At 68.8% G+C, this 21,284-nt stretch carries 22 protein-coding genes and 1 other RNA gene; 11 read left to right on the top strand and 12 right to left on the bottom strand.

Annotated features, from left to right (window positions below):
- Nucleotides 1-30: 30 nt before the first annotated feature.
- The 7 genes from BM388_RS04400 to tmpA all read right to left on the bottom strand — a co-directional run bounded on the left by BM388_RS04400 (nucleotide 31) and on the right by tmpA (nucleotide 7,228).
- On the bottom strand, nucleotides 31-825 hold the full coding sequence (locus BM388_RS04400; protein WP_089847611.1) for an ATP-binding cassette domain-containing protein: 795 nt from the start codon (nucleotides 823-825) through the stop codon (nucleotides 31-33).
- Nucleotides 822-2,033, bottom strand: a complete 1,212-nt coding sequence (locus tag BM388_RS04395) for a pyridoxal phosphate-dependent aminotransferase (RefSeq protein ID WP_089847608.1) — start codon at nucleotides 2,031-2,033, stop codon at nucleotides 822-824. The genes BM388_RS04400 and BM388_RS04395 overlap by 4 nt, the downstream gene beginning before the upstream one ends.
- A 7-nt stretch (nucleotides 2,034-2,040) precedes the next feature.
- The gene (locus tag BM388_RS04390; RefSeq protein WP_089847606.1) at nucleotides 2,041-2,826 is read right to left on the bottom strand and encodes a class II aldolase/adducin family protein; all 786 of its coding nucleotides are present in this window, start codon (nucleotides 2,824-2,826) and stop codon (nucleotides 2,041-2,043) included.
- Complete coding sequence (locus BM388_RS04385) at nucleotides 2,823-3,779, bottom strand: ABC transporter substrate-binding protein (protein WP_089847604.1); 957 nt, start codon at nucleotides 3,777-3,779, stop codon at nucleotides 2,823-2,825. Before BM388_RS04385 ends, BM388_RS04390 begins: the two co-directional genes overlap by 4 nt.
- Nucleotides 3,780-3,879: 100 nt before the next feature.
- Nucleotides 3,880-5,481, bottom strand: coding sequence for a 5-guanidino-2-oxopentanoate decarboxylase (locus BM388_RS04380; protein ID WP_089847602.1), 1,602 nt, complete (start codon nucleotides 5,479-5,481; stop codon nucleotides 3,880-3,882).
- On the bottom strand, nucleotides 5,478-6,113 hold the full coding sequence (locus BM388_RS04375; protein ID WP_089847600.1) for an HD domain-containing protein: 636 nt from the start codon (nucleotides 6,111-6,113) through the stop codon (nucleotides 5,478-5,480). The genes BM388_RS04380 and BM388_RS04375 overlap by 4 nt, the downstream gene beginning before the upstream one ends.
- Nucleotides 6,110-7,228 carry a 2-trimethylaminoethylphosphonate dioxygenase gene (gene tmpA, locus BM388_RS04370; protein WP_089847598.1) on the bottom strand — a complete coding sequence of 373 codons (1,119 nt, stop codon included), beginning with the start codon at nucleotides 7,226-7,228 and terminating at the stop codon, nucleotides 6,110-6,112. Before tmpA ends, BM388_RS04375 begins: the two co-directional genes overlap by 4 nt.
- A gap of 102 nt (nucleotides 7,229-7,330) precedes the next feature.
- Here tmpA and BM388_RS04365 point away from each other — a divergent pair, with 102 nt between their 5' ends.
- Entirely contained in the window at nucleotides 7,331-8,350 is a 1,020-nt protein-coding gene (locus BM388_RS04365; protein ID WP_089847596.1) for a GlxA family transcriptional regulator, read from the top strand.
- A gap of 108 nt (nucleotides 8,351-8,458) precedes the next feature.
- Here the strand turns inward: BM388_RS04365 and ssrA are convergent.
- Nucleotides 8,459-8,839, bottom strand: a transfer-messenger RNA (tmRNA) gene (gene ssrA, locus BM388_RS04360).
- A 41-nt stretch (nucleotides 8,840-8,880) separates the two neighbouring features.
- Nucleotides 8,881-9,372: an SsrA-binding protein SmpB gene (gene smpB / locus BM388_RS04355; protein ID WP_089847594.1), complete on the bottom strand. Its 492-nt coding sequence runs from the start codon at nucleotides 9,370-9,372 to the stop codon at nucleotides 8,881-8,883.
- Nucleotides 9,373-9,500: 128 nt separating this feature from the next.
- On the opposite strand from smpB, the gene BM388_RS04350 reads away from it, so the two are divergent.
- Together BM388_RS04350 and BM388_RS04345 are read left to right on the top strand one after the other, a co-directional pair.
- Entirely contained in the window at nucleotides 9,501-9,935 is a 435-nt protein-coding gene (locus tag BM388_RS04350; RefSeq protein WP_089847592.1) for a type II toxin-antitoxin system RatA family toxin, read from the top strand.
- Nucleotides 9,925-10,239, top strand: a complete 315-nt coding sequence (locus BM388_RS04345) for an RnfH family protein (protein WP_089847590.1) — start codon at nucleotides 9,925-9,927, stop codon at nucleotides 10,237-10,239. Before BM388_RS04350 ends, BM388_RS04345 begins: the two co-directional genes overlap by 11 nt.
- Before the next feature lie 57 nt (nucleotides 10,240-10,296).
- Here BM388_RS04345 and BM388_RS04340 read toward each other — a convergent pair whose 3' ends face one another.
- Nucleotides 10,297-10,725: an outer membrane protein assembly factor BamE gene (locus tag BM388_RS04340; RefSeq protein ID WP_089847588.1), complete on the bottom strand. Its 429-nt coding sequence runs from the start codon at nucleotides 10,723-10,725 to the stop codon at nucleotides 10,297-10,299.
- A 72-nt stretch (nucleotides 10,726-10,797) separates the two neighbouring features.
- Here BM388_RS04340 and fur point away from each other — a divergent pair, with 72 nt between their 5' ends.
- The gene (gene fur, locus BM388_RS04335) at nucleotides 10,798-11,244 is read left to right on the top strand and encodes a ferric iron uptake transcriptional regulator (RefSeq protein ID WP_089847586.1); all 447 of its coding nucleotides are present in this window, start codon (nucleotides 10,798-10,800) and stop codon (nucleotides 11,242-11,244) included.
- A gap of 113 nt (nucleotides 11,245-11,357) precedes the next feature.
- On the opposite strand, the gene recN is transcribed toward fur, so the two are convergent.
- Nucleotides 11,358-13,031 carry a DNA repair protein RecN gene (gene recN, locus BM388_RS04330; protein ID WP_089847584.1) on the bottom strand — a complete coding sequence of 558 codons (1,674 nt, stop codon included), beginning with the start codon at nucleotides 13,029-13,031 and terminating at the stop codon, nucleotides 11,358-11,360.
- Nucleotides 13,032-13,322: 291 nt separating this feature from the next.
- On the opposite strand from recN, the gene grpE reads away from it, so the two are divergent.
- The 3 genes from grpE to dnaJ all read left to right on the top strand — a co-directional run bounded on the left by grpE (nucleotide 13,323) and on the right by dnaJ (nucleotide 17,236).
- On the top strand, nucleotides 13,323-13,946 hold the full coding sequence (gene grpE, locus BM388_RS04325) for a nucleotide exchange factor GrpE (protein WP_089847582.1): 624 nt from the start codon (nucleotides 13,323-13,325) through the stop codon (nucleotides 13,944-13,946).
- Between the two features lie 120 nt (nucleotides 13,947-14,066).
- Entirely contained in the window at nucleotides 14,067-15,995 is a 1,929-nt protein-coding gene (gene dnaK / locus BM388_RS04320) for a molecular chaperone DnaK (RefSeq protein ID WP_089847580.1), read from the top strand.
- A gap of 92 nt (nucleotides 15,996-16,087) precedes the next feature.
- A complete protein-coding gene (gene dnaJ / locus BM388_RS04315) occupies nucleotides 16,088-17,236 on the top strand; it encodes a molecular chaperone DnaJ (RefSeq protein WP_089847578.1) in 1,149 nt (382 codons plus the stop codon).
- Between the two features lie 95 nt (nucleotides 17,237-17,331).
- Here the strand turns inward: dnaJ and corA are convergent, their stop codons facing one another.
- On the bottom strand, nucleotides 17,332-18,297 hold the full coding sequence (gene corA / locus BM388_RS04310) for a magnesium/cobalt transporter CorA (RefSeq protein WP_089847575.1): 966 nt from the start codon (nucleotides 18,295-18,297) through the stop codon (nucleotides 17,332-17,334).
- Nucleotides 18,298-18,491: 194 nt separating this feature from the next.
- On the opposite strand from corA, the gene BM388_RS04305 reads away from it, so the two are divergent.
- The 4 genes from BM388_RS04305 to dapB all read left to right on the top strand — a co-directional run bounded on the left by BM388_RS04305 (nucleotide 18,492) and on the right by dapB (nucleotide 21,028).
- The gene (locus BM388_RS04305) at nucleotides 18,492-18,770 is read left to right on the top strand and encodes a DUF2218 domain-containing protein (protein ID WP_089847573.1); all 279 of its coding nucleotides are present in this window, start codon (nucleotides 18,492-18,494) and stop codon (nucleotides 18,768-18,770) included.
- Nucleotides 18,767-19,672, top strand: coding sequence for a DMT family transporter (locus BM388_RS04300; protein WP_245781456.1), 906 nt, complete (start codon nucleotides 18,767-18,769; stop codon nucleotides 19,670-19,672). Before BM388_RS04305 ends, BM388_RS04300 begins: the two co-directional genes overlap by 4 nt.
- 70 nt (nucleotides 19,673-19,742) lie before the next feature.
- Nucleotides 19,743-20,120 carry a cupin domain-containing protein gene (locus BM388_RS04295; RefSeq protein WP_089847570.1) on the top strand — a complete coding sequence of 126 codons (378 nt, stop codon included), beginning with the start codon at nucleotides 19,743-19,745 and terminating at the stop codon, nucleotides 20,118-20,120.
- Between the two features lie 101 nt (nucleotides 20,121-20,221).
- Nucleotides 20,222-21,028 (top strand): 4-hydroxy-tetrahydrodipicolinate reductase, encoded by an 807-nt coding sequence (gene dapB / locus BM388_RS04290; RefSeq protein WP_089847568.1) that lies wholly within the window; start codon nucleotides 20,222-20,224, stop codon nucleotides 21,026-21,028.
- The last annotated feature ends 256 nt before the right edge of the window (nucleotides 21,029-21,284 follow it).

The raw sequence follows: 21,284 nt of genomic DNA, 5'->3' as shown, positions 1-21,284 counted from the left end.
CTTCTCCTGTCGTTGTGGTGTGTGGAGCGTTCAGGCGGCCGGCGCGACGAAGCGGCGGCAGCGGGGATCATCGAAGACGTCCTGCGGGCTCCCCGAGGCGGCGATGCGACCCTGGTCGAGGTAGACCAGCTGGTCGGAGACCTCCCGGGCGAAGTGCATCTCGTGGGTGACCAGCAGCATGGTGCGGCCTTCGTCGGCGAGGTCGCGGATCACCCCGAGCACCTCGTTGACCCGTTCCGGGTCCAGCGCCGAGGTGGGCTCGTCGAAGAGCAGCAGGCGGGGCTCCATGGCCAGGGCACGGGCGATGGCCACCCGCTGCTGCTGGCCGCCGGAGAGGAAGGCGGGATAGGCGTCGCGGCGATCGGCCATGCCGACCCGCTCGAGGTAGTGCTCGCCGATGGCGGTGGCCCGGCGCCGGGAGAGCCCCTTGACCCGCATCGGGGCCTCGATGACGTTGCCCAGCACGCTGAGGTGGGGCCAGAGGTTGAACTGCTGGAAGACCATGGTCACCTTGGCGCGCAGCCGCTGCAGCTGGCGCCGGTCCAGGCCGACGATGTCGCCCTGGGGATTGCGGGTGAAGCGAATCGCCTCATCCGCAATCGCCAGTTCGCCCCGGTCGGGCCGTTCCAGCAGGTTCATGCAGCGCAGCAGGGTGCTCTTGCCGGAGCCGCTGGAGCCGATGATGGAGGTGACGGTGCCCTCGTCGACCTCGAGGGAGACGCCCTTGAGCACCTCCAGGTCGCCGAAGTGCTTGATCAGGTGGTGGGCCGCCACTGCGGGGGCGGCGGCCTGGGGACGGGAAGAGGGTTCGAACGATGACGTCATAGGCAATCGGCCTCCGAGGCCGGGGTCGGTGACAGGGATGCCAGGGCGCGTTCGGCGAAGGCGGCCAGGCGGCGGCTGGCGGCGGCGAGCCGCTCGGCGCCGACGGTCAGGCTGAGGCGCACGAAGCCGGCCGCCGAGGGGCCGAAGGCCTCGCCGGAGAGCACCGAGATGCCCTCCTCGTCGAGCAGGCGGTCGGCGAAGGCCTGGGAGGAGAGGCCCGTGGCGCGGATGTCGACCATCAGGAACATCCCCGCCGGCGGACGGATCGCGCTGACCGCGGCGCTCTCGGCCAGCGCCTCGCAGACGGCGTCGCGACGCACGCGATACGCCTCGCGCATCTCTTTGAGCTCGGCGGGGGGCGCGGTCAGGGCGGTGCAGGCCGCGTCCTGGATGAAGTCCGGGCAGCCGTAGAGCATGCACAGCGCCAGGTGGCTCAGGTGGCCGATCAGCGGCTCCGGGCCCATCACCCAGCCCAGCCGCCAGCCGGTCATGGCGTGGGACTTGGAGAGGCTGTTGATCACCACGCTGCGCTCGGCCATGCCCGGCAGGATGGCGGGACAGACATGCTCGCCCTCGTAGATCAGCTCGGCGTAGACCTCGTCGGAGATCAGCCATAGGTCGTGGCGGCGGCACAGCGCGGCGACGGCCTCCCAGGTCTCGGCGTCGATCAGCTGGCCGGTGGGGTTGTGGGGGCTATTGAGCAGCAGCGCCCGGGTGCGCGGGGTGATGGCCGCCTCGAGGGCCGCCGGGTCGAGGCGGAAGTCCGCCTCGCCGCGCAGCGGGACCTGTACCAGTTCGGCGCCGGTGGCGCGCAGCACCGCCTCGTAGGTGACGTAGCTGGGCTCCGGGACCAGCACCTCGTCGCCCGGATCGAGCAGGCACTGGGCGGCGGCGTAGAGGCCGCACTGGGCGCCGGCCATGACGATGACGTGCTCCGGCCCCACCTCGAGGCCCTGGCGGCGATAGCCGTCGGCGATGGCCTGGCGCAGCGAAAGCTTGCCCTGCACGTCGGCGTAGTGGGTGGCGCCGGCGCGCAGGCTCGCGACGGCGCTGTCGATGATCGGCGCCGGGGTGGTGAAGTCGGGGTCGCCCACCGAGAGCACGGTGATGTCCTCGCCGGCGGCCTGGCGGGCCAGGGCTCGGTAGTGGATGTCCCAGGCCGCGGCACCCTCGCCGGCGATCCGGTTAGTCAGTTGGGAATAGCGCATCGAAAGCTCAGCCTCGGTCGGTGTCGGGGGAGTCGGAGTGCGGCGCCAGCCGGCGCCGCTCGGCCTGCCAGGCCAGGGCGGTGCCCGCCGGGCTCTCGGCCCAGGCCTCATACTGGCGGGCCACGTGTTCGGCCATCGCCGGCGAGACGGCGAGAAGCTCGCGGCGGGTGGCCTGGGCGGCGAGCTGAGTCTGGCAGCTGCGCTCCAGGTCGCGCATGCGCAGGAAGGCCTCGCCGACGCTGCGCCCGCAGGTCAGCAGGCCGTGCTGGCGCAGCACCATGGCCATGTGGGGCCCCAGGTCATCGGTCAGGCGCTGGCGCTCGTCGAGGTCCAGCGCGATGCCCTCGTAGTCGTGGTAGGCCAGGCGGTCGTGGAACTGCAGCGCCCACTGGTTGAGCGGCAGCAGTCCCTCGGCGAGGCAGGAGAGGGCGACCCCGGCCACGGTGTGGGTGTGCAGCACGCAGGCCACCTCGGGGCGGGCGGCGTGGATGGCGCTGTGGATGGTGAAGCCGGCCGGGTTGATGCCGAGCCCGGTGGGGTCGTCGAGCACCGTGCCGTCGGCGGCAACCGTGACCAGGTCATCGGCGCGGATCTCCTCGAAGCGCAGGCCGAAGGGGTTGAGCAGGAAGCGCTCTCGTTCTTCTTTCTGGCCCTCGCCGCTCGGCGCCTCATCGGGAAGCCGCGCCGAGATGTGGGTCGAGATGCCGTCGTCCATGCCGTCCAGGGCGATCAGCCGATAGGCGGCCGCCAGGTCGCGCCGCACGCCGGCCTCGGTCTCGCGGGGCGTACTCACAGGCTCGCCTCCACGGCGGCCAGGGCGTCGCCGCCGTCGCGGGTCTCGACGCCCTCAAGGAAAGCGGCGAGGCGCTCGGGGTGCGCGGCCAGCCACTCCCGGGCCACCGCCTCGACGTCGCGCTCCTCCAGGCTGTACTCGCGGATGATGTCGCTCTGCTGGGCGGCGGTGAGCTCGAACTGGTCGAGCAGGCGGGCCAGGTTGGGGTTGGCCTCGGCGTAGGGCTTGGCGACGATGGTCTTGACGTCGCTGCGGCCGTTATCCGGGCCGTAGACGCCGGCCGGGTCGTCGAGGATGCGGGTGTCGTACTCCGGCACCATCCAGTGCGGGGTCCAGCCGTAGAAGACGATCCACTGCTCCTCCGCCACGGCGGCCTTGACCTCGGCGAGCATGCCCGGCGTCGAGGAGGCCATGCCGTCCCAGTCGCCGAGGCCGTAGGTGTCGGTCTCGATCGCGGCGTCGAGCATGTCGGTCACGGTGGAGCCGCTCTCGATGCTGTAGACGGTGCGGTCGAAGCGCTTGGCGATCTCGGGGTCAGCGAGCTGCTCGGCGCTGGTGATGCCGGCCTCCACCACGTAGCTCGGCACGGCGAAGCCCATGCGGGCGCCGGTGACGTTGTTGCCCAGGTCGACGATGGCGCCGGCCGCCATGGCGGCGTCGTAGCTCTCCTGCTGGGCGGGTAGCCAGCCGGCCAGGAAGGCATCGCTGTCGCCGCTCTGCAGGGTGCTGTAGCCGACCGTCGAGCTGAGCTGCTGCTGCTCGGCGGTGTAGCCCAGCGGCGTGATCAGCTGGGCGAGGATCTCGCTCTTCACGGTCACCCCCGGCCAGGGCGGCACCACCAGACGCAGGCGGTCGTCGCGGTCGGCGGCGAGCGCCGGCGCCGTCAGGGCCAGGCCGGTGATCAGGGTCAGGCCGTTGATGAGGGTCAGGGTGCTTCGCGTCTTGGTATCCATATGCAGACGTCTCCTTATCGTCAGGGCCAGTTATCGTCAGGGCTGATTATCGTTGTCCCCGGGGGCCCGGCCCGGGGGTAGCGGCGTGCCGCGGGCGGCGTTATGCCGATGCGGCCCAGGCGGCGGCATCCACCTCGATGATCAGCGGCGAGTCGGCGCCGTCGAGGCGTGCGAGGGCGGCGTGCAGCCCGGCCGGGTCGCCAATGGCGGCGTAGCGGCAGGCGTAGGCCGAGGCCAGGTCCCTGAAGGCCGGCGCGGCCAGGTCGACGCCCACGTGCTGCACGTCGCTTGCCGACATGTAGCGGCGAATCTCGTCGTAGCCGTCGTTGTTCCAGACCACGACCGCCAGCGGCCGACCCAGATCGCGGGCGGTGCCCAGCTCGCCGAGCACGAACTGCAGGCCGCCGTCGCCGACCAGCGCGACCACCGGCAGCTCCGGCTGGGCCAGGGCGGCGCCCAGGGCGGCGGGCAGCCCGTAGCCGAGGGTGCCGAAGCCGGTGGCGGCGTTGAACCAGCGCCGCGGGGCCGGCATGGCGGCCAGGAAGTTGCCGGCGTAGACGGGGCCGGTGGAGTCGCCGACCACCACGGCGTCGGGCAGCGCCTCGCGCAGGGTGGCGAAGAGCGGCACGTAGGGCGCGAGTTCCGGGTCCTCGGCGAGTGCCAGTTCCTGGCGCACGGCCGCGGCGCGCGCGCCGCCGTCGCGCTGGCCGGGTTCGGGCAGCTTCGCCACCAGCGCCGCGAGGGTCTCGCCGGCGTCGGCGACCAGCGCCAGATCGGTCGCCTGGTTGCGGCCCAGCTGCTGGGGATCGATGTCGACGCGGATCAACCGGCCATCGAGCCTGAAGCCCTCATCGAACACCAGGTCGTAGTCGGTCTCGCCGAGCTCGGTGCCGATGGCGAGCACCACGTCGGCCTCGGCCGCCAGCCGACGCGCGGCGGGCAGGCTGGCGGTGGCGCCCAGATCCAGCGGGTGGTCCTGGCCCAGCACGCCCTTGGCGTTGATGGTGGTCAGGGTCGGGGCGTCGAGGCGCTCGGCGAGCGAGATGGCGGCCTCGGGGGCGCTGACGCAGCCGCCGCCGAGCAGCAGCAGCGGACGCTCGGCGCCTGCCAGCCAGTCGACGGCCCGAGCGATGGCCGCGGGGGCCGGTGCCGGGGGGAACACCTCGACGGGGCGCGGCGCGAGCGCGGGGACCTCGGCATCGAAGAGGTCGATGGGGATCTCGATGTGCACTGGGCCCGGCCGGGCGCCGCGGAAGATCGCGAAGGCCCGGGCCAGAATCTCCGGCAGCGCCTCGGGGTCGTGCAGGGTGTGGCTGAAGACGCTGACCCCGGCCAGGGTCTGCTGCTGGCTCGGCAGCTCGTGCAGGCGCCCCTGGCCGCGGCCCAGGGTCGGGCGGCGGTTGACGCTGGAGATCACCAGCATCGGCACCGAGTCGGCCAGCGCCTGGCCCATGGCGGTGGCGATGTTGGTCATCCCGGGGCCGGAGATGATGAAGCACGCCGCCGGCCGGCCGCTGGCGCGGGCATAGCCGTCGGCCATGAAGCCGGCGCCCTGCTCGTGGCGCGGGGTCACGTGGCGCAGGCGGCTCTCGCTCAGCTCGCGATAGAGCTCGATGGTGTGCACCCCGGGGATGCCGAAGGCGGTGTCGACGCCATAGGCTTCCAGCAGGCGCAGCAGCTGGCGGGCACAGGTCTGGCTCATGGGGTCGCCTCCCCGTTCGCCGACGCTTTCACCGGCTCATCCACCGGCTCATCCACCGGCTCTTTGACAAGATCAGGCAGGCCGCCGCGCACCGGGCGGCCCAGCACCCGCTCCACCATGGGCACGAAGTGCTCGAGGGGCAGGGTGTCGTAGTCGGGGTCGAAGCTCGCCTGGTCCCAGTCGTCGCAGAAGCGCACGGTGCGCGCGTAGGCGGGGTGGTCGCGGAACTGTTCCCGGGCGTGGGGGTTCTGGCCGAAGAAGTGGCGGTAGTGGTAGCCCTGGAAGAGCTCGTGGTGGCGAATCATCCAGGCGTTGAGCGGATCGACGAAGGGCTCGAGGATCGCCGCGGCGATCTCGGCGTGATTGGCCGGGGCCAGGTCGTCGCCGATGTCGTGGAGCAGCGCGCAGACCACCATCTCCTCGTCGGCGCCGTCGCGCAGCGCCCGGGTCGCGGTCTGCAGGCTGTGCTGGTAGCGATCCACCGGATAGCCGTGGGTGTCGCCGGCCAGGTTGTGCAGGTGGGCCAGCACCCGGCGCGGGGCATCGGCGACGTAGTCGCGAAAGCGGGCGTCGATCAGCGCCCAGTCGTCGCGGCGTGCCTCGCCGAAGTGGCGGAAGGTGGCCTGGTTCATGCGGGGTCTCCAGCGGTCGGGGCGGGGGTGGCCTGGTGGCGCAGTATCCGGCGGCGGCTGGCGGTGCTGTCGCGGTCGACGTAGCCCTGGCGCAGGTGGCGTACGCCGCCGGCCAGCTGGAAGGCGCTGCGGCCGTGCAGCAGGCGGTAGTTGTCCATGATCAGCATCTGGCCCGGGTCGAGCTTGAGGTGCAGAGTCAGCTCCTCGCCGGTGATCAGGCGATAGAACGCCGTGCGCGCGGCGTAGTAGGCCTCCAGCTCTTCGGGGGGCAGGGCCGGCACGCGCTCGGTGCGGTTGGAGTAGCGCACCCGGACCGGCTCGCCCTGGCTGTCCAGCTCGATCAGCGGCCCCTCGCCCTCTAGGTGGGTGGTGTCGTCGCGGTAGCGAAAGCCCGGGGTGACGCGGGTCAGGCAGTCGTAGGCCGCCGGGTCGCGCTCGCGCAGCAGGCGGGCGGCCATGAAGCCGTCGGCCAGGGTGCTGTCGCCGCCGTCGGCGGCATTGGTCAGGCAGTGCAGCCAGATGTAGCCGGGGATGGGGTCCCGATAGGGGTTGTCCGTATGCGGCTCCAGGCCGCGCTGGGTCATGGTCAGGTCGTAGGCGTCGGCCACCGACTTGACGTCGGCGATGCCGCCCCAGTTGGTGCGCCGCAGCGGGCCGATGCGATCGATCAGCGGCTGCATGCCGTGCTCCTCGGTGGGCACGCCGGAGACCAGCACGAAGCCGTCGCGATGCAGCGCCTCGAGCATGCCGAGCAGGGCCGCGTCGTCCTCCACGGCGGCGGCGAAGTCGGCCTCGGGGCGCGGCGCGCTGGCCGCATCCCAGAGTCGCTGGGGCGGGTCGCTCGGCGCGTCGTTCACCAGCGCGTCGAGATCGAAGACGCCGTGATGCCCGTCGCTGAAGCGTAGGCGCAGTGCGCCGTCGCGGACCTCGGCCGACTCCACGGCGAGGGTGAGCGGCAGCTCGGCCGCCTCGATCAGTCGCTGTCCGGTGCGCGGGTCCAGGGTCTCGGCATCGGGGCAGCGCTCACGCAGCCAGAGGGCGGCGAATTCGCGGGTCCGGCCGTGGTGGTCGATGACCAGGCGTCGGTTATTGGCCAGGGGTGTGACATGTGTCATGGCGGCGTCTCCACGGACTGTGCTTCGGGGTCGCGCTCAACCATAACCGCCTGCGACGACTATGACTTGATTAAATTAGCCTCAGGCTTGACTCTATTGGCCATGATCGATGCTCCCGACGGCGCCTGGCCCTATCCGCGCCCCGATTCCCCGCCCCTGCTCACTCCGGAGCAGGCCGAATACACCCTCGATGTGTGGCTGGTGCCGCGCTTCTCCATGCTGACCCTGTTCTGCCTGCTGGAGCCGCTGCGCGTGGCCAACCGTTTCGGCCGCGATCTCTTCGCCTGGCGGCTGCTGTCGGCGGACGGCGAGGCGGTGGTGGCCAGCAACGGAGTGCGTATCGACGTGGACGGCCCGCTGGAGTCGCTGGAGGACAGCGCGCGCCTGATGGTCGTCTCCTCCTACGAGGCAGAGGCGACGGTGCGTTTCCAGGATCGGGCCGTGCTGCGGCGCATCGCCGCCCACGGCGGCTGGCTGGGCGGGCTGGACACCGCGCCCTTCATCCTGGCCCGGGCGGGGGTGCTGGAGGGGTGCCGGGTGGCGCTGCATTGGGAGAGCGTGCCGGCCTTCCGCCTCGAGTTTCCGGAGCTGGAGATCAGCCCGGTGCGCTATGAGTTCGATGCCACGCGGATGACCGGGTCCGGCGGGGCGGCGAGCATTGACATGATGCTGGAGTGGATCGAGCGCGCCTACGGGCCCGCCCTGGCCGACGCCGTGGGTCGACAGCTGGTGCACGAGCGGGGGCGCGGCGAGGGCGGCGCCCCGCGGCACCGCTACTGGGACCTGCCGCGCAGCGTGGTGCGAGCGCTGGCGGTCATGGAGGCCAACCTGGTCCAGGCGCTGCCGATCCCCGAGGTGTGTCGGCTGGCGGGGCAGTCTCAGCGCCAGCTGACGCGGCTCTTCCAGCGCCACTTCGGCGAGACGCCACGTCAGTGCTACCTGGGCATGCGCCTGGACCGGGCGCGCCAGTTGCTGGCCGATAGCCGCTGCCTGGTCACTGAGGCGGCCCTGGCGACCGGCTTCACCCAGCCAGCGCACTTCACCCGGGCCTATCGAAGCCGCTTCGAGGAAGCGCCCAGCGTCACCGCCGAGCGCGGCAGCAGCGTCGAGCAGGGCGCGTGACGGCGGATGGGTCGCCTAGCGGTGAGCGATGCGTCGGGCGTTGAGGCGCTAGTGATGGGCGGTCAGAAACGAAAAAAGCGCCCGTAGGCGCTTGATTCGTCGACTGTTTGGTGGAGGCGGCGGGAATTGAACCCGCGTCCGCCGGCACGCACCCATTGGCTCTACATGCTTAGTTTCGTCATTTGATTTAACGCTACTGGCTCCGACGACCAGGATCCAGCAACGCGATTCCTCGTCAGGTTTAACGACAGGCGAGAGGACACCACCTATCGCGATCCCATCAGTCCTGGCTCATATCCCGTCAGCAATGAATGGGCACATTGCCTTCGGGCCGGGCTAGAAGCTAGCGGCGTTTAAGCTGCCAGCGCGCCCTGAGCGTAGTTGTCGTCGTTTGCGACTATTTAGTCGTGATGTTGGATTTACGAGATACATCACGCTCTCGGCATGCACCTCAGGGATTGTCACCGGCGTCGAAACCGTGTCGCCCCCGTACTTGGGCATCCTAACAGGATGCTAGGGCTTGTGACACCTCAGGCCTTGGTTTGTTCGCGCATGATGCGCCCTTTCTGGCGCTGCCAGTCGCGGTCTTTCTCGGTGGCGCGCTTGTCGTGCAGCTTCTTGCCGGTCACCAGTGCCAGCTCGCACTTCACCAGGTTGTCCTTCCAGTAGAGCTTGAGCGGCACGCAGGTGTGGCCCTTCTCCTGGGTGCGCGAGAAGATCTTGGCGATCTCCTTGCGATGCAGCAGCAGCTTGCGGGTCCGCGTGGGGTCTGCGATCTCGTGGGTGCTGGCGGTATTGAGCGGCGTGATGTGGGTGCCGAGCAGCCACGCCTCGCCGTTCTTGATCAGGATGTAGGTGTCGGTGAGCTGCGCCTTGCCGGCGCGCAGACTCTTCACCTCCCAGCCGGCCAGCACCACGCCCGCCTCGAAGCTCTCGTCGATATGGTATTCGAAGCGTGCCTTCTTGTTCTGGGCGATGACGTTGCCGCCTGGACCCTTGCTCTTGCCTTTCTTGTTGGCCATGAAACCTCGTGTCCTGTATCTGCCGGTGGCGCTTGCCCTTCGATGTGGGGGGAAGCGTGGTACCATTCAAGGCCTGAAATAACCGCTCATGATACGCCCTGGGCACTGTGAAGTCAGCGGAGAGCTCAATGCCAACGGTCAATCGGTCCGCCATGGTGCGGCACACCCCCCAGGACATGTTCGACCTGGTCAACGACTTCGAGCGCTACCCGGAATTCCTCCCGGGGTGCCGGAACGCCCGCCTGCTGGAGCGTGACGACGCGCACCTGATCGGCGAGATGACCCTGGGTCGTGCCGGCATCGAGCAGAGCTTCACCACCCGCAACGACCTGATCGAACCCGAGCGCATCGAAATGTCGCTGGTCAGCGGCCCCTTCAAGCGCCTGCGTGGCCGCTGGCTGTTCATACCGATGGGTGAGGGGGCCTGCAAGATCAGCCTCGAACTGGAGTTCGAGTTCGCCAATCGCCTGTTGGGGATGGCCTTCGGCAAGCTCTTCCAGCAGGTCGCCGGGCAGCTGGTGGACTCCTTCACCCGCCGCGCGGACAGCCTCTATGGGCGCTAGGGCGCCGGGCGCGATCGAGATCGAGGTGGCCTTCGCCCTGCCCGAGCGGCAGTGCATCGTGCCGCTTTCCGTGAGCGAGGGCACCACGGCTCGGCAGGCGGTCGCGATGGCCGGGCTGGAAGCGAGGTTTCCGGAGCTTCCGCCGGCGACCTTCCTCGATGCCGACCTGGGTCTCTTCGGCAAACTGCTGCGCGATCCCGACGCCCAGCGCCTGAAGGCGGGGGATCGCGTCGAGGTCTACCGGCCGCTCAAGATCGATCCCAAGGCGGTGCGCGCCGAGCGCGCCGCGCGCAAGACGCGCTGACGCCCCGCCCGGCGGGTGCCGGGGCGGGGTGTCAGGGACAGGCTGGCGCGGGTCGGCTCAGGGGCGATCCGGCGTGAGGTTGTCGAGCGGCGCTTCCTGATCGTCCGCGGCGGCCTCGCGGTCCGGCCCGATGCCGCGCTCGTCACCGAGCGGCGGCGCCGTCGAGAAGTCGCCTTCGCGCTCGATCTCCACGACGCGCCCGCCATTAAAGGTCAGGGTAATGCGCCGCTGCTCGACGCCGCCGTAGGCTTCGTCGAGGCGATAGACATAGTCCCACTGGCGGGCATCGAAGGGCGCCTCGAGCAGCGGGCTGCCCATCAGGTCGACGACCTGCCGGCGGCTCATGCCCGGCCGCAGCTGTTCGGCCATGCCCTCGGTCACCAGGTTGCCCTGGGGGAGGTCGCGCTTGTAGACTCCGAAGTAGCTGCAGCCGCTGATCATCAGCAGGGCGAGGGAAAGGGTGACGATTCTTGTCAGCTTTTGCATTTGCGCCTGTTCTTCACTATCGTGGATTCGGTCGATCATAACCGACCCTACCCGATACTGCGAAGAGCGACCATGGCCGACCAGAACCATGAATTGCGCAAGGCCGGTCTCAAAGTGACCCTGCCGCGCGTCAAGATCCTGCAGATCCTCGAGAGCGCCTCCGAGAAGCATCACCTGAGCGCCGAGGATGTGTACAAGACCCTATTGGACGCGGGCGAGGACGTGGGCCTGGCCACCGTCTATCGTGTGCTGACCCAGTTCGAGACCGCCGGCCTGGTGATTCGCCACAACTTCGATGGCGGACATGCCGTGTTCGAGCTCTCTCAAGAGGAGCACCACGACCATATGGTGTGCCTGGAGAGCGGTGAGATCATCGAGTTCTTCGATGAGACCATCGAGCGGCGCCAGCAGGAGATCGCCGAGGAGCACGGCTACGAGCTCGTCGATCACGCCCTGGTGCTCTATGTGCGGCCCCGCGGCTCCCGGGCGACTCGCCAGGAAGGCATCCAGAAGAAGTAGTGTCGCCATCGTGGCGACGGGGCACTCCCCCGAACGGCAGCACAGCGCGGCCCCGATCCGAGGATCGGGGCCGCGCTGCGTTGGGGCCTTGGTTCGCGCCTTGCTCGGCGGGGTCAGTGGTGGGCGCGCTGGCTGGCGTCGAGCATCTCCCGGGCGTGGGCCAGGGTGCGGTCGGAGAGGTTCACGCCGCCCAGCATGCGCGCCAGCTCGCCGACCCGGCCGGCCTCGTCGAGCAGGGCCATGCGGGTCAGGGTGGAGGCCTTCTCGGCCTGCTTCTCGATGTGCAGGTGGTGATGCGCCTGGGCGGCCACCTGAGGCAGGTGGGTCACGGTCATCACCTGGCCGTTCTCACCCAGCCGGCGCAGCAGCTGGCCGACGATCTCGGCGGTGGCTCCGGAGACCCCCACGTCCACCTCGTCGAAGACCAGGCTGGCGATGGTCGAGTGCTGCGCCGCCACCACCTGGATCGCCAGGCTGATGCGCGACAGCTCGCCCCCCGAGGCCACCTTGGCCAGCGGGCGCGCCGGCTGGCCGGGATTGGTGCTGATCAGCATGCGGGCGCCTTCCAGCCCCTCGAGGGCCGGAGTCTCACGGGGGGCGAACTCGACTTCGAACGTCGCCTTGCCCATGGCCAGGAAGGCCAGCTGCTCCTGCACGGCCCGGCCGAAGCGGCGGGCGGCCTGGCGGCGCGCCTTGGAGATCGCCGAGGCCTGCTCGTGCCAGCGCGCCTTCAGCGCCTCGACCTCGGCGGCCAGCGTCTCGAGGTCGCCGTCGCCGCCCTCCAGGCCCTCGAGCTCCTCGGCCAGGCGCCGGTGCAGGTCGACCAGCTCTTCGGGCAGCACGTGGTGCTTGCGGGCGATGCGGTGCATCTCGCCCAAACGCTCTTCCACCCAGGCCAGCCGCTCCGGGTCAAGCTCGACGCCGGCGGCGAAGTGGCCGAGCTCGCGGCCGGCCTCCTCGACCTGGATGCGCGCCTCGCCGAGCATGGTGAGGGTGTCGGCGAGGCTGCCGCGGTCGCTGCCCGGTAGCTCCGAGAGATGCTGGATCGCCTGGTTGAGCAGTGACAGGGCCCCGGCCTCGTCGCCGTCGCAGCATTCGGCGGCGAACTGCGCCTCGCGCAGCCGTTCCTCGGCGTGGGCCAGTTCCTCTTGTTCCTCCTCGAGCCCCTTGAGCTCGCCCTCGGCCAGGGCCAGCGTATCCAGTTCCTCCACCTGATAGCGCAGCAGCTGGCGGCGGGCGCGGATCTCGTCGCCGTCCTCGGCCAGGCGCGCGAGCCGCCGGCGGCCCGCCTGCCACTCGCGGAAGGCCAGCTGCATCTCGGCCACCCGCTCGCGATGGCCGGCGAAGTCGTCGAGCAGGCGCAGGTGAGTCTCCTCGTGCAGCAGCGCCTGGTGGGCGTGCTGGCCGTGGATCTCGATGAGGTGCTCGCCCAGGCCGCGCAGGTCGGCCACCGTGGCCGGCTGGCCGTTGATCCAGGCCTTGGAGCGACCGCCGCGCGTTACCACGCGGCGCAGCAGGCAGTCGTCGACGGGCAGCTCGCGGGACTCGAGCCAGGCGCGCGCCTCGGGCAGGGCCTCGAGATCGAAGCGGGCGCTCAGGTCGGCGCGTTCGCTGCCATGACGCACGCTGGCGCTGTCGGCGCGCTCGCCCAGGCAGAGCCCCAGGGCGCCGAGCAGGATGGACTTGCCGGCCCCCGTCTCGCCGGTGATGGCGGTCATGCCGCCGGCCAGGTCCAGCTCGAGGTGGTCGACGATGGCGAAGTCGCGAATGGCAAGCTCTGTCAGCATGGTGCCTCCCGGGGGCCTGTCTGGGGATACCGTTCTGGAAGTACGGTCTTTCAAGACGGTCTTTCGAGTACCGTCCCTCAAGTACTGTCTTTCAAATACTGTGCATCCATACAAGTATTGTGTATTTATACAGTAGTCAAGCGGCCCCCACAATGCACCCGCAAATTCGTCTCGCGATGATGCCTTGAGTTCACCGCGGCCAGCCCCATATACCTCGCAGACCGTTATTCAAGCCATCATTCATGCCTTGCCAGCGGCCCTGGCCGCTGATTGCCATTCAGGAGACCCCACATGGCTAAAGACCCTCAGACCCCGCTGGACGACGAACTCGCTCGCGAGGAGCGGGAAGCCGCGCCGCAGGCCGAGACCGTGGAGGGTGAGCTGGAGGACGCCATCGAGGGCGCCGATCAGGCCGCCACCGAGGCCGAGGCCGCCGGCGATCCAGAGGCCGAGGTGCTGGCGGCACGCGTCGAGGAGCTCGAACAGAGCGTCGCCGAGGCCAAGGATCAGGCCATGCGGGCGGCCGCCGAGGCACAGAACGTGCGGCGTCGCGCCGAGCAGGAGGCCGAGAAGGCCCGCAAGTTCGCGCTGGAGAAGTTCGTCAAGGAGCTGCTGCCGGTGATCGACAGCCTCGAGAAGGCGCTCGAGTCCATGGGCGACGAGGCCAGCGAGGCGCACATCGAGGGCGTCTCCATGACGCTCAAAATGCAGCACGACGTGATGACCAAGTTCGGCGTCGAGGTGGTGGAGCCCCATGGTGAGCCCTTCGACCCGCAGTACCACGAGGCCATGGCCATGGTGCCCAATCCCGAGATGGAGCCCAACTCCGTGATGGAGGTGGTGCAGAAGGGCTACCTGCTCAACGGGCGCCTGGTCCGTCCGGCCATGGTGGTCGTCAGCCAGGCCGCCGGCTGACACCGACCATAGAAAAGCGGCCCTCGGGTCTTGAAAAGGTTTCGAGGGCCCCCAGATAGACGGCAACCCCGCGGCGAAAGCCGCAGATCACGAATTCAACTGCCAGTTTGAGGATTTCCTATGGGACGCATCATCGGTATTGACCTGGGGACCACCAACTCTTGCGTCGCCGTGCTCGACGGTGACCAGGCCAAGGTGATCGAGAACGCCGAAGGCGCACGGACTACGCCGTCCATCATTGCCTACACCGAGGACGGTGAGACGCTGGTGGGCCAGGCGGCCAAGCGCCAGGCGGTCACCAACCCCGAGAACACCCTGTACGCCATCAAGCGCCTGATCGGCCGTCGCTTCAAGGACGATGTCGTCCAGAAAGACGTCAAGATGGTTCCCTACACCATCACCGAAGCCGACAACGGCGATGCCTGGGTGCAGGTCAAGGACAAGAAGCTGGCGCCGCCGCAGGTCAGCGCCGAAGTCCTGAAGAAGATGAAGAAGACCGCCGAGGACTACCTGGGCGAAGAAGTGACCGAGGCGGTGATCACCGTGCCGGCCTACTTCAACGACTCCCAGCGTCAGGCCACCAAGGACGCGGGTCGTATCGCCGGCCTCGAGGTCAAGCGCATCATCAACGAGCCGACCGCGGCCGCGCTGGCCTACGGCATGGACAAGTCTCGCGGCGACAAGACCATCGCGGTCTATGACCTGGGTGGCGGCACCTTCGATATCTCCATCATCGAAGTGGCCGACGTCGACGGCGAGACTCAGTTCGAGGTGCTGGCCACCAACGGCGACACCTTCCTGGGCGGCGAAGACTTCGACATGAAGCTGATCAACTACCTGGTTGATCAGTTCAAGGCCGACAGTGGCATCGACCTGTCCGGCGACAACCTGGCCATGCAGCGCCTCAAGGAAGCCGCCGAGAAGGCCAAGATCGAGCTGTCCAGCGCCCAGCAGACCGACGTCAACCTGCCCTACATCACCGCCGACAACACCGGTCCCAAGCACCTCAACGTGAAGGTGACCCGGGCCAAGCTGGAGTCGCTGGTGGAGGAGCTGGTCAAGCGCTCCCTCGAGCCGTGCAAGACCGCGCTCAAGGATGCCGGCCTGTCCAACGGCGAGATCGACGACGTCATCCTGGTCGGCGGTCAGACCCGCATGCCCATGGTGCAGAAGTCCGTGGCCGAGTTCTTCGGCAAGGACGCCCGCAAGGACGTCAACCCGGACGAGGCCGTGGCCGTGGGCGCGGCGATCCAGGGCGGCGTGCTGGGCGGTGACGTCAAGGACGTGTTGCTGCTCGACGTCACCCCGCTGACCCTGGGCATCGAGACCCTGGGTGGCGTGATGACGCCGCTGATCGAGAAGAACACCACCATCCCGACCAAGAAGACGCAGACCTTCTCGACCGCGGATGACAACCAGACGGCCGTGACCATTCACGTGCTGCAGGGTGAGCGCAAGCAGTCTGGCGGCAACAAGTCGCTCGGTCGCTTCGACCTGGCCGACATTCCGCCGGCGCCGCGCGGCGTGCCGCAGATCGAGGTCGCCTTCGACCTGGACGCCAACGGCATCCTGAACGTGTCCGCCAAGGACAAGGCCACCGGCAAGGAACAGTCCATCGTGATCAAGGCCTCCAGCGGCCTTTCCGAGGAAGAAGTCGAGCAGATGGTCCAGGATGCCGAGGCGCACGCCGACGAGGACAAGAAGTTCGAGGAGCTGGTCCAGCTGCGCAACCAGGCCGACGGCATGATCCACGCCGCCCGCAAGACCCTCGAAGAGGCCGGCGACAAGGCCAGCGATGAAGAGAAGCAGGCCATCGAGACCGCCGCTTCCGAGCTGGAAGAGGCGATCAAGGGCGACGACCAGGAGGACATTCAGGCCAAGCTCGACAAGCTGACCGAGGCCTCCGGCACCCTGGCGCAGAAGATGTACGCCGAGCAGGGTGAGGCCGCGCAGCAGGCCGGCGAGGCCGATGAGGGCGCCGCCAAGCAGGAAGATGACGTGGTCGACGCCGAGTACGAAGAAGTCAACGACGACCAGAAAAAGCAGTAAACCACGACATCTGTTTGACGGATGATGCCAGCGCGGGGGCCTGACTCCCGCGTTGGTGTTTCCGCAGAGTCCCTACGGAGGCGGACAGACTCATGTCCAAGCGTGATTATTACGAAGTACTGGGCGTCGAGCGCGGTGCCGACCAGAAGGACATCAAGAAGGCCTACCGACGCCTCGCCCAGAAATTCCACCCGGACCGCAATCCGGATGATGACTCGGCAGCCGAGAAGTTCCGCGAGGTCTCCGAGGCCTACGAGGTCCTGAGTGACGGCGAGAAGCGTTCGGCCTACGACCAGTTCGGCCATGCCGGCGTCGACGGCCAGGCCGGCGGCGGTGGCGGCTTCGGTGGCGCCGGGGCCGGTGCCGGCGGCTTCAGCGACATCTTCGGCGATGTGTTCGGCGACATCTTCGGCGGGGGCGGCGGTCGTCGCCACCCCAACGCCCCGCAGCGCGGCAGCGACCTTCGCTACAATCTCGAGCTCGACCTCGAGGACGCCGTGGCCGGCACCAGCGTGGACATCCGCGTGCCGCGCCATGTCGAGTGCGAGCGCTGCGACGGTGGCGGTGCCGAGCCGGGCTCCAGCAAGGAGACCTGCCCGACCTGTAACGGCATGGGTCAGGTGCGCATGCAGCAGGGCTTCTTCGCCGTGCAGCAGACCTGCCCGACCTGTCACGGCGGCGGCGAGCACATCAAAGTGCCGTGCCACAAGTGCCATGGCGAGGGCCGGGTGCGCGAGACTCGCACCCTCTCGGTGAAGATCCCGGCCGGCGTGGATACCGGCGACCGCATTCGCCTGAACGGCGAGGGCGAGGCCGGCGTCAATGGCGGACCACCCGGGGATCTCTATGTGCAGGTGGCGATCAAGCCGCACCACATCTTCCAGCGCGACGGCCGTCACCTGCAGTGCGAGGTGCCGATCAACTTCGTCGACGCGGCGCTGGGCGGCGAGCTCGAGGTGCCCACCCTGGAGGCTCGGGTCAAGCTGAAGATCCCGCCCGAGACCCAGACCGGCAAGTTGTTCCGCCTGCGCGGCAAGGGCGTCAAGCCGGTGCGCGGCGGTCCCCCCGGCGATCTGCTGTGCAAGGTCGTAGTGGAGACTCCGGTCAAGCTCAGCGAGGAGCAGAAGGACCTGCTGCGCGCTTTCCAGGACAGCCTGGAGGGCAGTAAGAGCCATCACTCGCCGAAGAAGTCGAGCTTCTTCGACGGCGTGAAGAAGTTCTTCGAGGACATGAAGCCGTAAGGCTAGTCCCGCAGGAACCGACAGGGCCCCGCACTCCGAGAGGAGGCGGGGCCTTCTCGTGTCCGTTGCTGGGCTGCGGCCTGCGGCGTGGCTCGCTATAGCCACCCCGCCCGCCGGAAGCGTCGGTAGAGCACGCCGCAGGCGCCACCCATCACCAGCAGGGCCAGGGGGTAGCCCAGGCGCCAGTCGAGTTCCGGCATGTGGGCGAAGTTCATGCCCCAGATGCCGGCGAGAATGGTGGCCACGGCGAAGATGGCGGCCCAGGCCGCGAGCCGCTTGTGCACCTCGCCCTCGTCGATGGCCACCATCGAGAGGTTCACCTGGATGGCGGTGATGATCATCTCGCGGATGGTGTCCACCGCCGCCTCGATGCGGTGCAGGTGGTCGTAGACGTCGCGGAAGTACTCCCGGGTCTTGCGGCACAGCGCCGGCACCCGGCCGCCGAACAGGTGGCTCACCGCCTCGCCCAGCGGCATGGCGGCGTGCTTGAGCCGCATGGTCTGGCGCTTGAGCTGATAGAGCCGCTCGAGGCTGGCGCGCGCCGAGCCCCTGACGAAGATCTGGTCCTCGATGCTCTCCAGCTCGGCCTCCAGCGCCTCGACCACCGGAAAGTAGCGGTCGACCACCGCGTCCAGCAGCGCGTAGAGCACGAAGGCCGGGCCGTGTTTGAGCAGCTTGGGCTCGTGCTCGCAGCGGCGGCGCACCTCGGCGAAGCCGCGGCTCGGGTGCAGGCGCACCGAGAGCACATAGCCGGGCCCGGCGAACACCGCCACCTGGCCGGCCTGCAGCTCGCCGTCAATCATCGTCATCATGTGCATGATCACGAACAGCGCCTCGCCGTACTCCTCGAGCTTGGGCCGCTGGTCGCCCTTCAGGGCGTCCTCCACGGCCAGCTCGTGGAGGCCGAAGATTGCCTGGAAGCGGGCCATCTCCCCCTCGTCGGGGTTGTGCAGAGCCACCCACACGAAGCGCCCGGGCTGATCCAGGTGGGCGCGGATCTCCTCGGGCGTGATATCGCACAGGCGGCGCCCCTGCTCATAGGCTACGCAGTTGACGAGCATCTCCCTGTTCTCCCGGTCGGCGGCCTCGGTCCTCAGCGTAGCCCGGGCGCGGCGCGATCGAAGGAAAGCCTGCCAACGCTGGAACGCCAGGCGCCTGTACCTCGTGCCGGCGCGGCCTCGTCGCGGCGGGGTGGCGTTGGCGGTGGCTGTCGTCATAGGCTGGAGGCTCATATCCAAGGAACACGGAGTCACCCATGCCGATTTCACGTGCCGATATTCCCGCCGAGGATGCCAAGGGGCTGATCGAGCGGCTGTGCCAGGAGTGGGCCGACGCCCAGCCGATCGATAGGGAAGCGACCCAGGCGCGGGTGAGCTTCGACGAGGGCAGCTGTCTGCTCGAGGCTCGGCCGCAGCACCTGAGCGTGGCCGTCGAGACGCTGGATGATGAGAGCCTGGATCAGCTGGAGGGCAGAGTAAATGCCGCCCTCGAGGGGCTCGCGGGGGTGACCCTGGAGATCGTCTGGGAAAATTGAACGCGCCACTCTCGGTTCGTGCCGCCCACCTCGGCATGCTGCTGTGGGCGGTGTTGGTGGGGCTCTCGTTCCCCGCGGTGGGGGTGATGAGCGAGCTGCCACCGCTATCGCTGACCGCACTGCGCTTTCTCATCGCCTGTGCGGGCCTCTGGTGGCTGGCCCGGTGCTCGCCGGACTTCCTGCCCGATGGGCGAACCCTGCCGCTCTACGCGCTGATGGGGCTCTGTCTGGCCGGCTTCTTCGGCGCCATGTTCTGGGCGGCACATCATGCCACGGCGCTCTCCATGTCCACCCTGTTCGTCACGGTGCCGCTGCTGGCCTTCCTGCTCGGGGCGGGCGTCGGGGTCGAGCGGCTGAGCTGGCGGTTGCCATTGATCCTGGCGCTCGGCGCGGCGGGCGCGCTGGGGCTTGCCATCGCCGAGTCCCTGGGGCAGGGCGGGCGTCTGCGGTTCGGCATCGGCGAGGCCGTGTTCTTCCTCGGCTGCCTGGCCACGGCGCTCTATCCGGTGCTCAGCAAGTGGGGGATGTCGACCGGGCGCCTGCCGGCCTCGGCCGCGGTGCGCACTTTCTGGAGCTTGGGGCTCGGCGCCGTCCTGGTCGGGCTGGCGGGCCTCGCCGTCGAGCCGGTGACGCGCCTGGCGACCATGACCGGCCGTGACCTGCTGCTGCTGATCTATCTGGGCCTCTTCTCCAGCGCCCTGACCTTCTGGCTGCTGCAGCGCGCCACCGCGGTGCTGACGCCGGGGGCGGTCACCGCCTACAGCTACCTGGTGCCCTTCGTCTCGATGCTGCTGCTGTTCGTCCGCGACCCGGGGCGGATCGACTGGGTCTGGCTGCCGGGCAGCCTGCTGGTGGTGTTGGCGATGGCGCTGCTGCTGCGTCGCGACGACGCGGCGTCATGAGGTCGCGGCCCCTTGCCGGCGTTCGACTGACTTCCTAGTCTGGATGAATATATTGATGCGAGGAGCGACCATGACGCAGGAAACGCAGCGCACGACCCTGCCCATCGTGCAGATGGCCAAGGACAACGACGAGTTTCGCCAGGTGATATGGACCGGCGAGCAGAGTCAGCTGGTGCTGATGGCCATCCCCCAGGGCGGGGAGATCGGCGGTGAGGTCCACGAGGGCCACGACCAGCTGCTCTATTTCGTCGAAGGAGAGGGTGAGGCCACGGTTGGCGAGGTCAAGGTAGCCGTGCAGGCCGGCGACGTGAGCATCGTGCCCTCCGGCGTCTTCCACAATTTCAAGAATATCGGTAGCGGCATGCTCAAGCTTTACACCACCTACAGCCCGCCCGAACATGCGCCGGGCACCGAGCATGTCACGAAGCGCGAGGCGGATGCCGAGTAGTCGTCTCTTCTGATCGCTGCGCGTGTTCGCGGGCCCGGCCATGCCGGGCCCGCTCTGTTATACTGCCGGCGCTTTCCATCATCGCATTCGCAGGAGTCCGCATGACCCGTATCGCCATCGTCGGCGTCGCCGGCCGCATGGGCCGCACCCTGGTCAACGCCGTACAGCAGGACGCCGAGGCCACCCTGGCCGGCGGGGTCGTCGAGCCGGGCAGCTCGCTGGTCGGCGCCGATATCGGCGAACTGGCCGGCATCGGCAAGCTGGGCGTGACGGCGGCGGACAGCCTCGGCGCCATCGTCGACGACTTCGACGTGCTGATCGACTTCACCGCCCCGCAGGTGACCCTGGCCAACCTGGCCTTCTGTGCCGAGCACGGCAAGCGCATGGTCATCGGCACCACCGGCCTCGATGACGCCGAGCTCGCCGAGCTCGATGGCTATGGCGATCGCGTGCCGATGGTCTTCGCGCCGAACATGAGCGTGGGGGTCAACCTGACCCTCAAGCTCTTGGAGACCGCGGCCAAGGCGCTGGGCGACGAGGGCTACGATATAGAGGTGATCGAGTCCCACCATCGTCACAAGGTCGACGCCCCCTCTGGCACCGCGCTCAAGATGGGCGAGGTGATGGCCGACGCCCTGGAGCGTCCGCTCAAGGAGTACGGCGTGTTCGAGCGGGTCGGCCAGTGCGGCCCGCGTACCGACAAGGAGATCGGTTTCGCCACCGTGCGCGCCGGCGACATCGTCGGCGAGCACACGGTGATGTTCGCCACCGAGGGCGAGCGCATCGAGATCACCCACAAGGCGTCGAGCCGCATGACCTTCGCCAAGGGCGCGGTGCGTGCGGCACGCTGGGTGGCCGGCCAGGGCAATGGCCGCTACGCGATGCAGGACGTGCTGGGCCTGGAATAAGAAGGCCGGTCCTTGGCACAGGGCACGAGGCTGTTCCGGCGGCAGCTCTTCGAGGGGGCGCTGTGAATACGTCCCTGTACGCTACCTCCGCCATCCCTGGGCTTCGGACCCCCTCTACGACCTGCCCCCGGCGCCTCTCGCGGCATGTGCCGTGGCTCGCCGGGGACTGTCGTCCCTCCAGGGGGTAGTCGCGAGGCGTCGTTTCCTGTAATATCCCGAAAATTTTGGCCGGGCGCACGGGCGAAAGCCCCTTCAC

This window comes from Halomonas saccharevitans (assembly GCF_900116405.1).
Lineage (GTDB): Bacteria > Pseudomonadota > Gammaproteobacteria > Pseudomonadales > Halomonadaceae > Halomonas > Halomonas saccharevitans.
The sequence above is the reverse complement of the archived record's forward strand: the minus strand, read 5'-3'. Positions and strand labels throughout refer to the sequence as shown.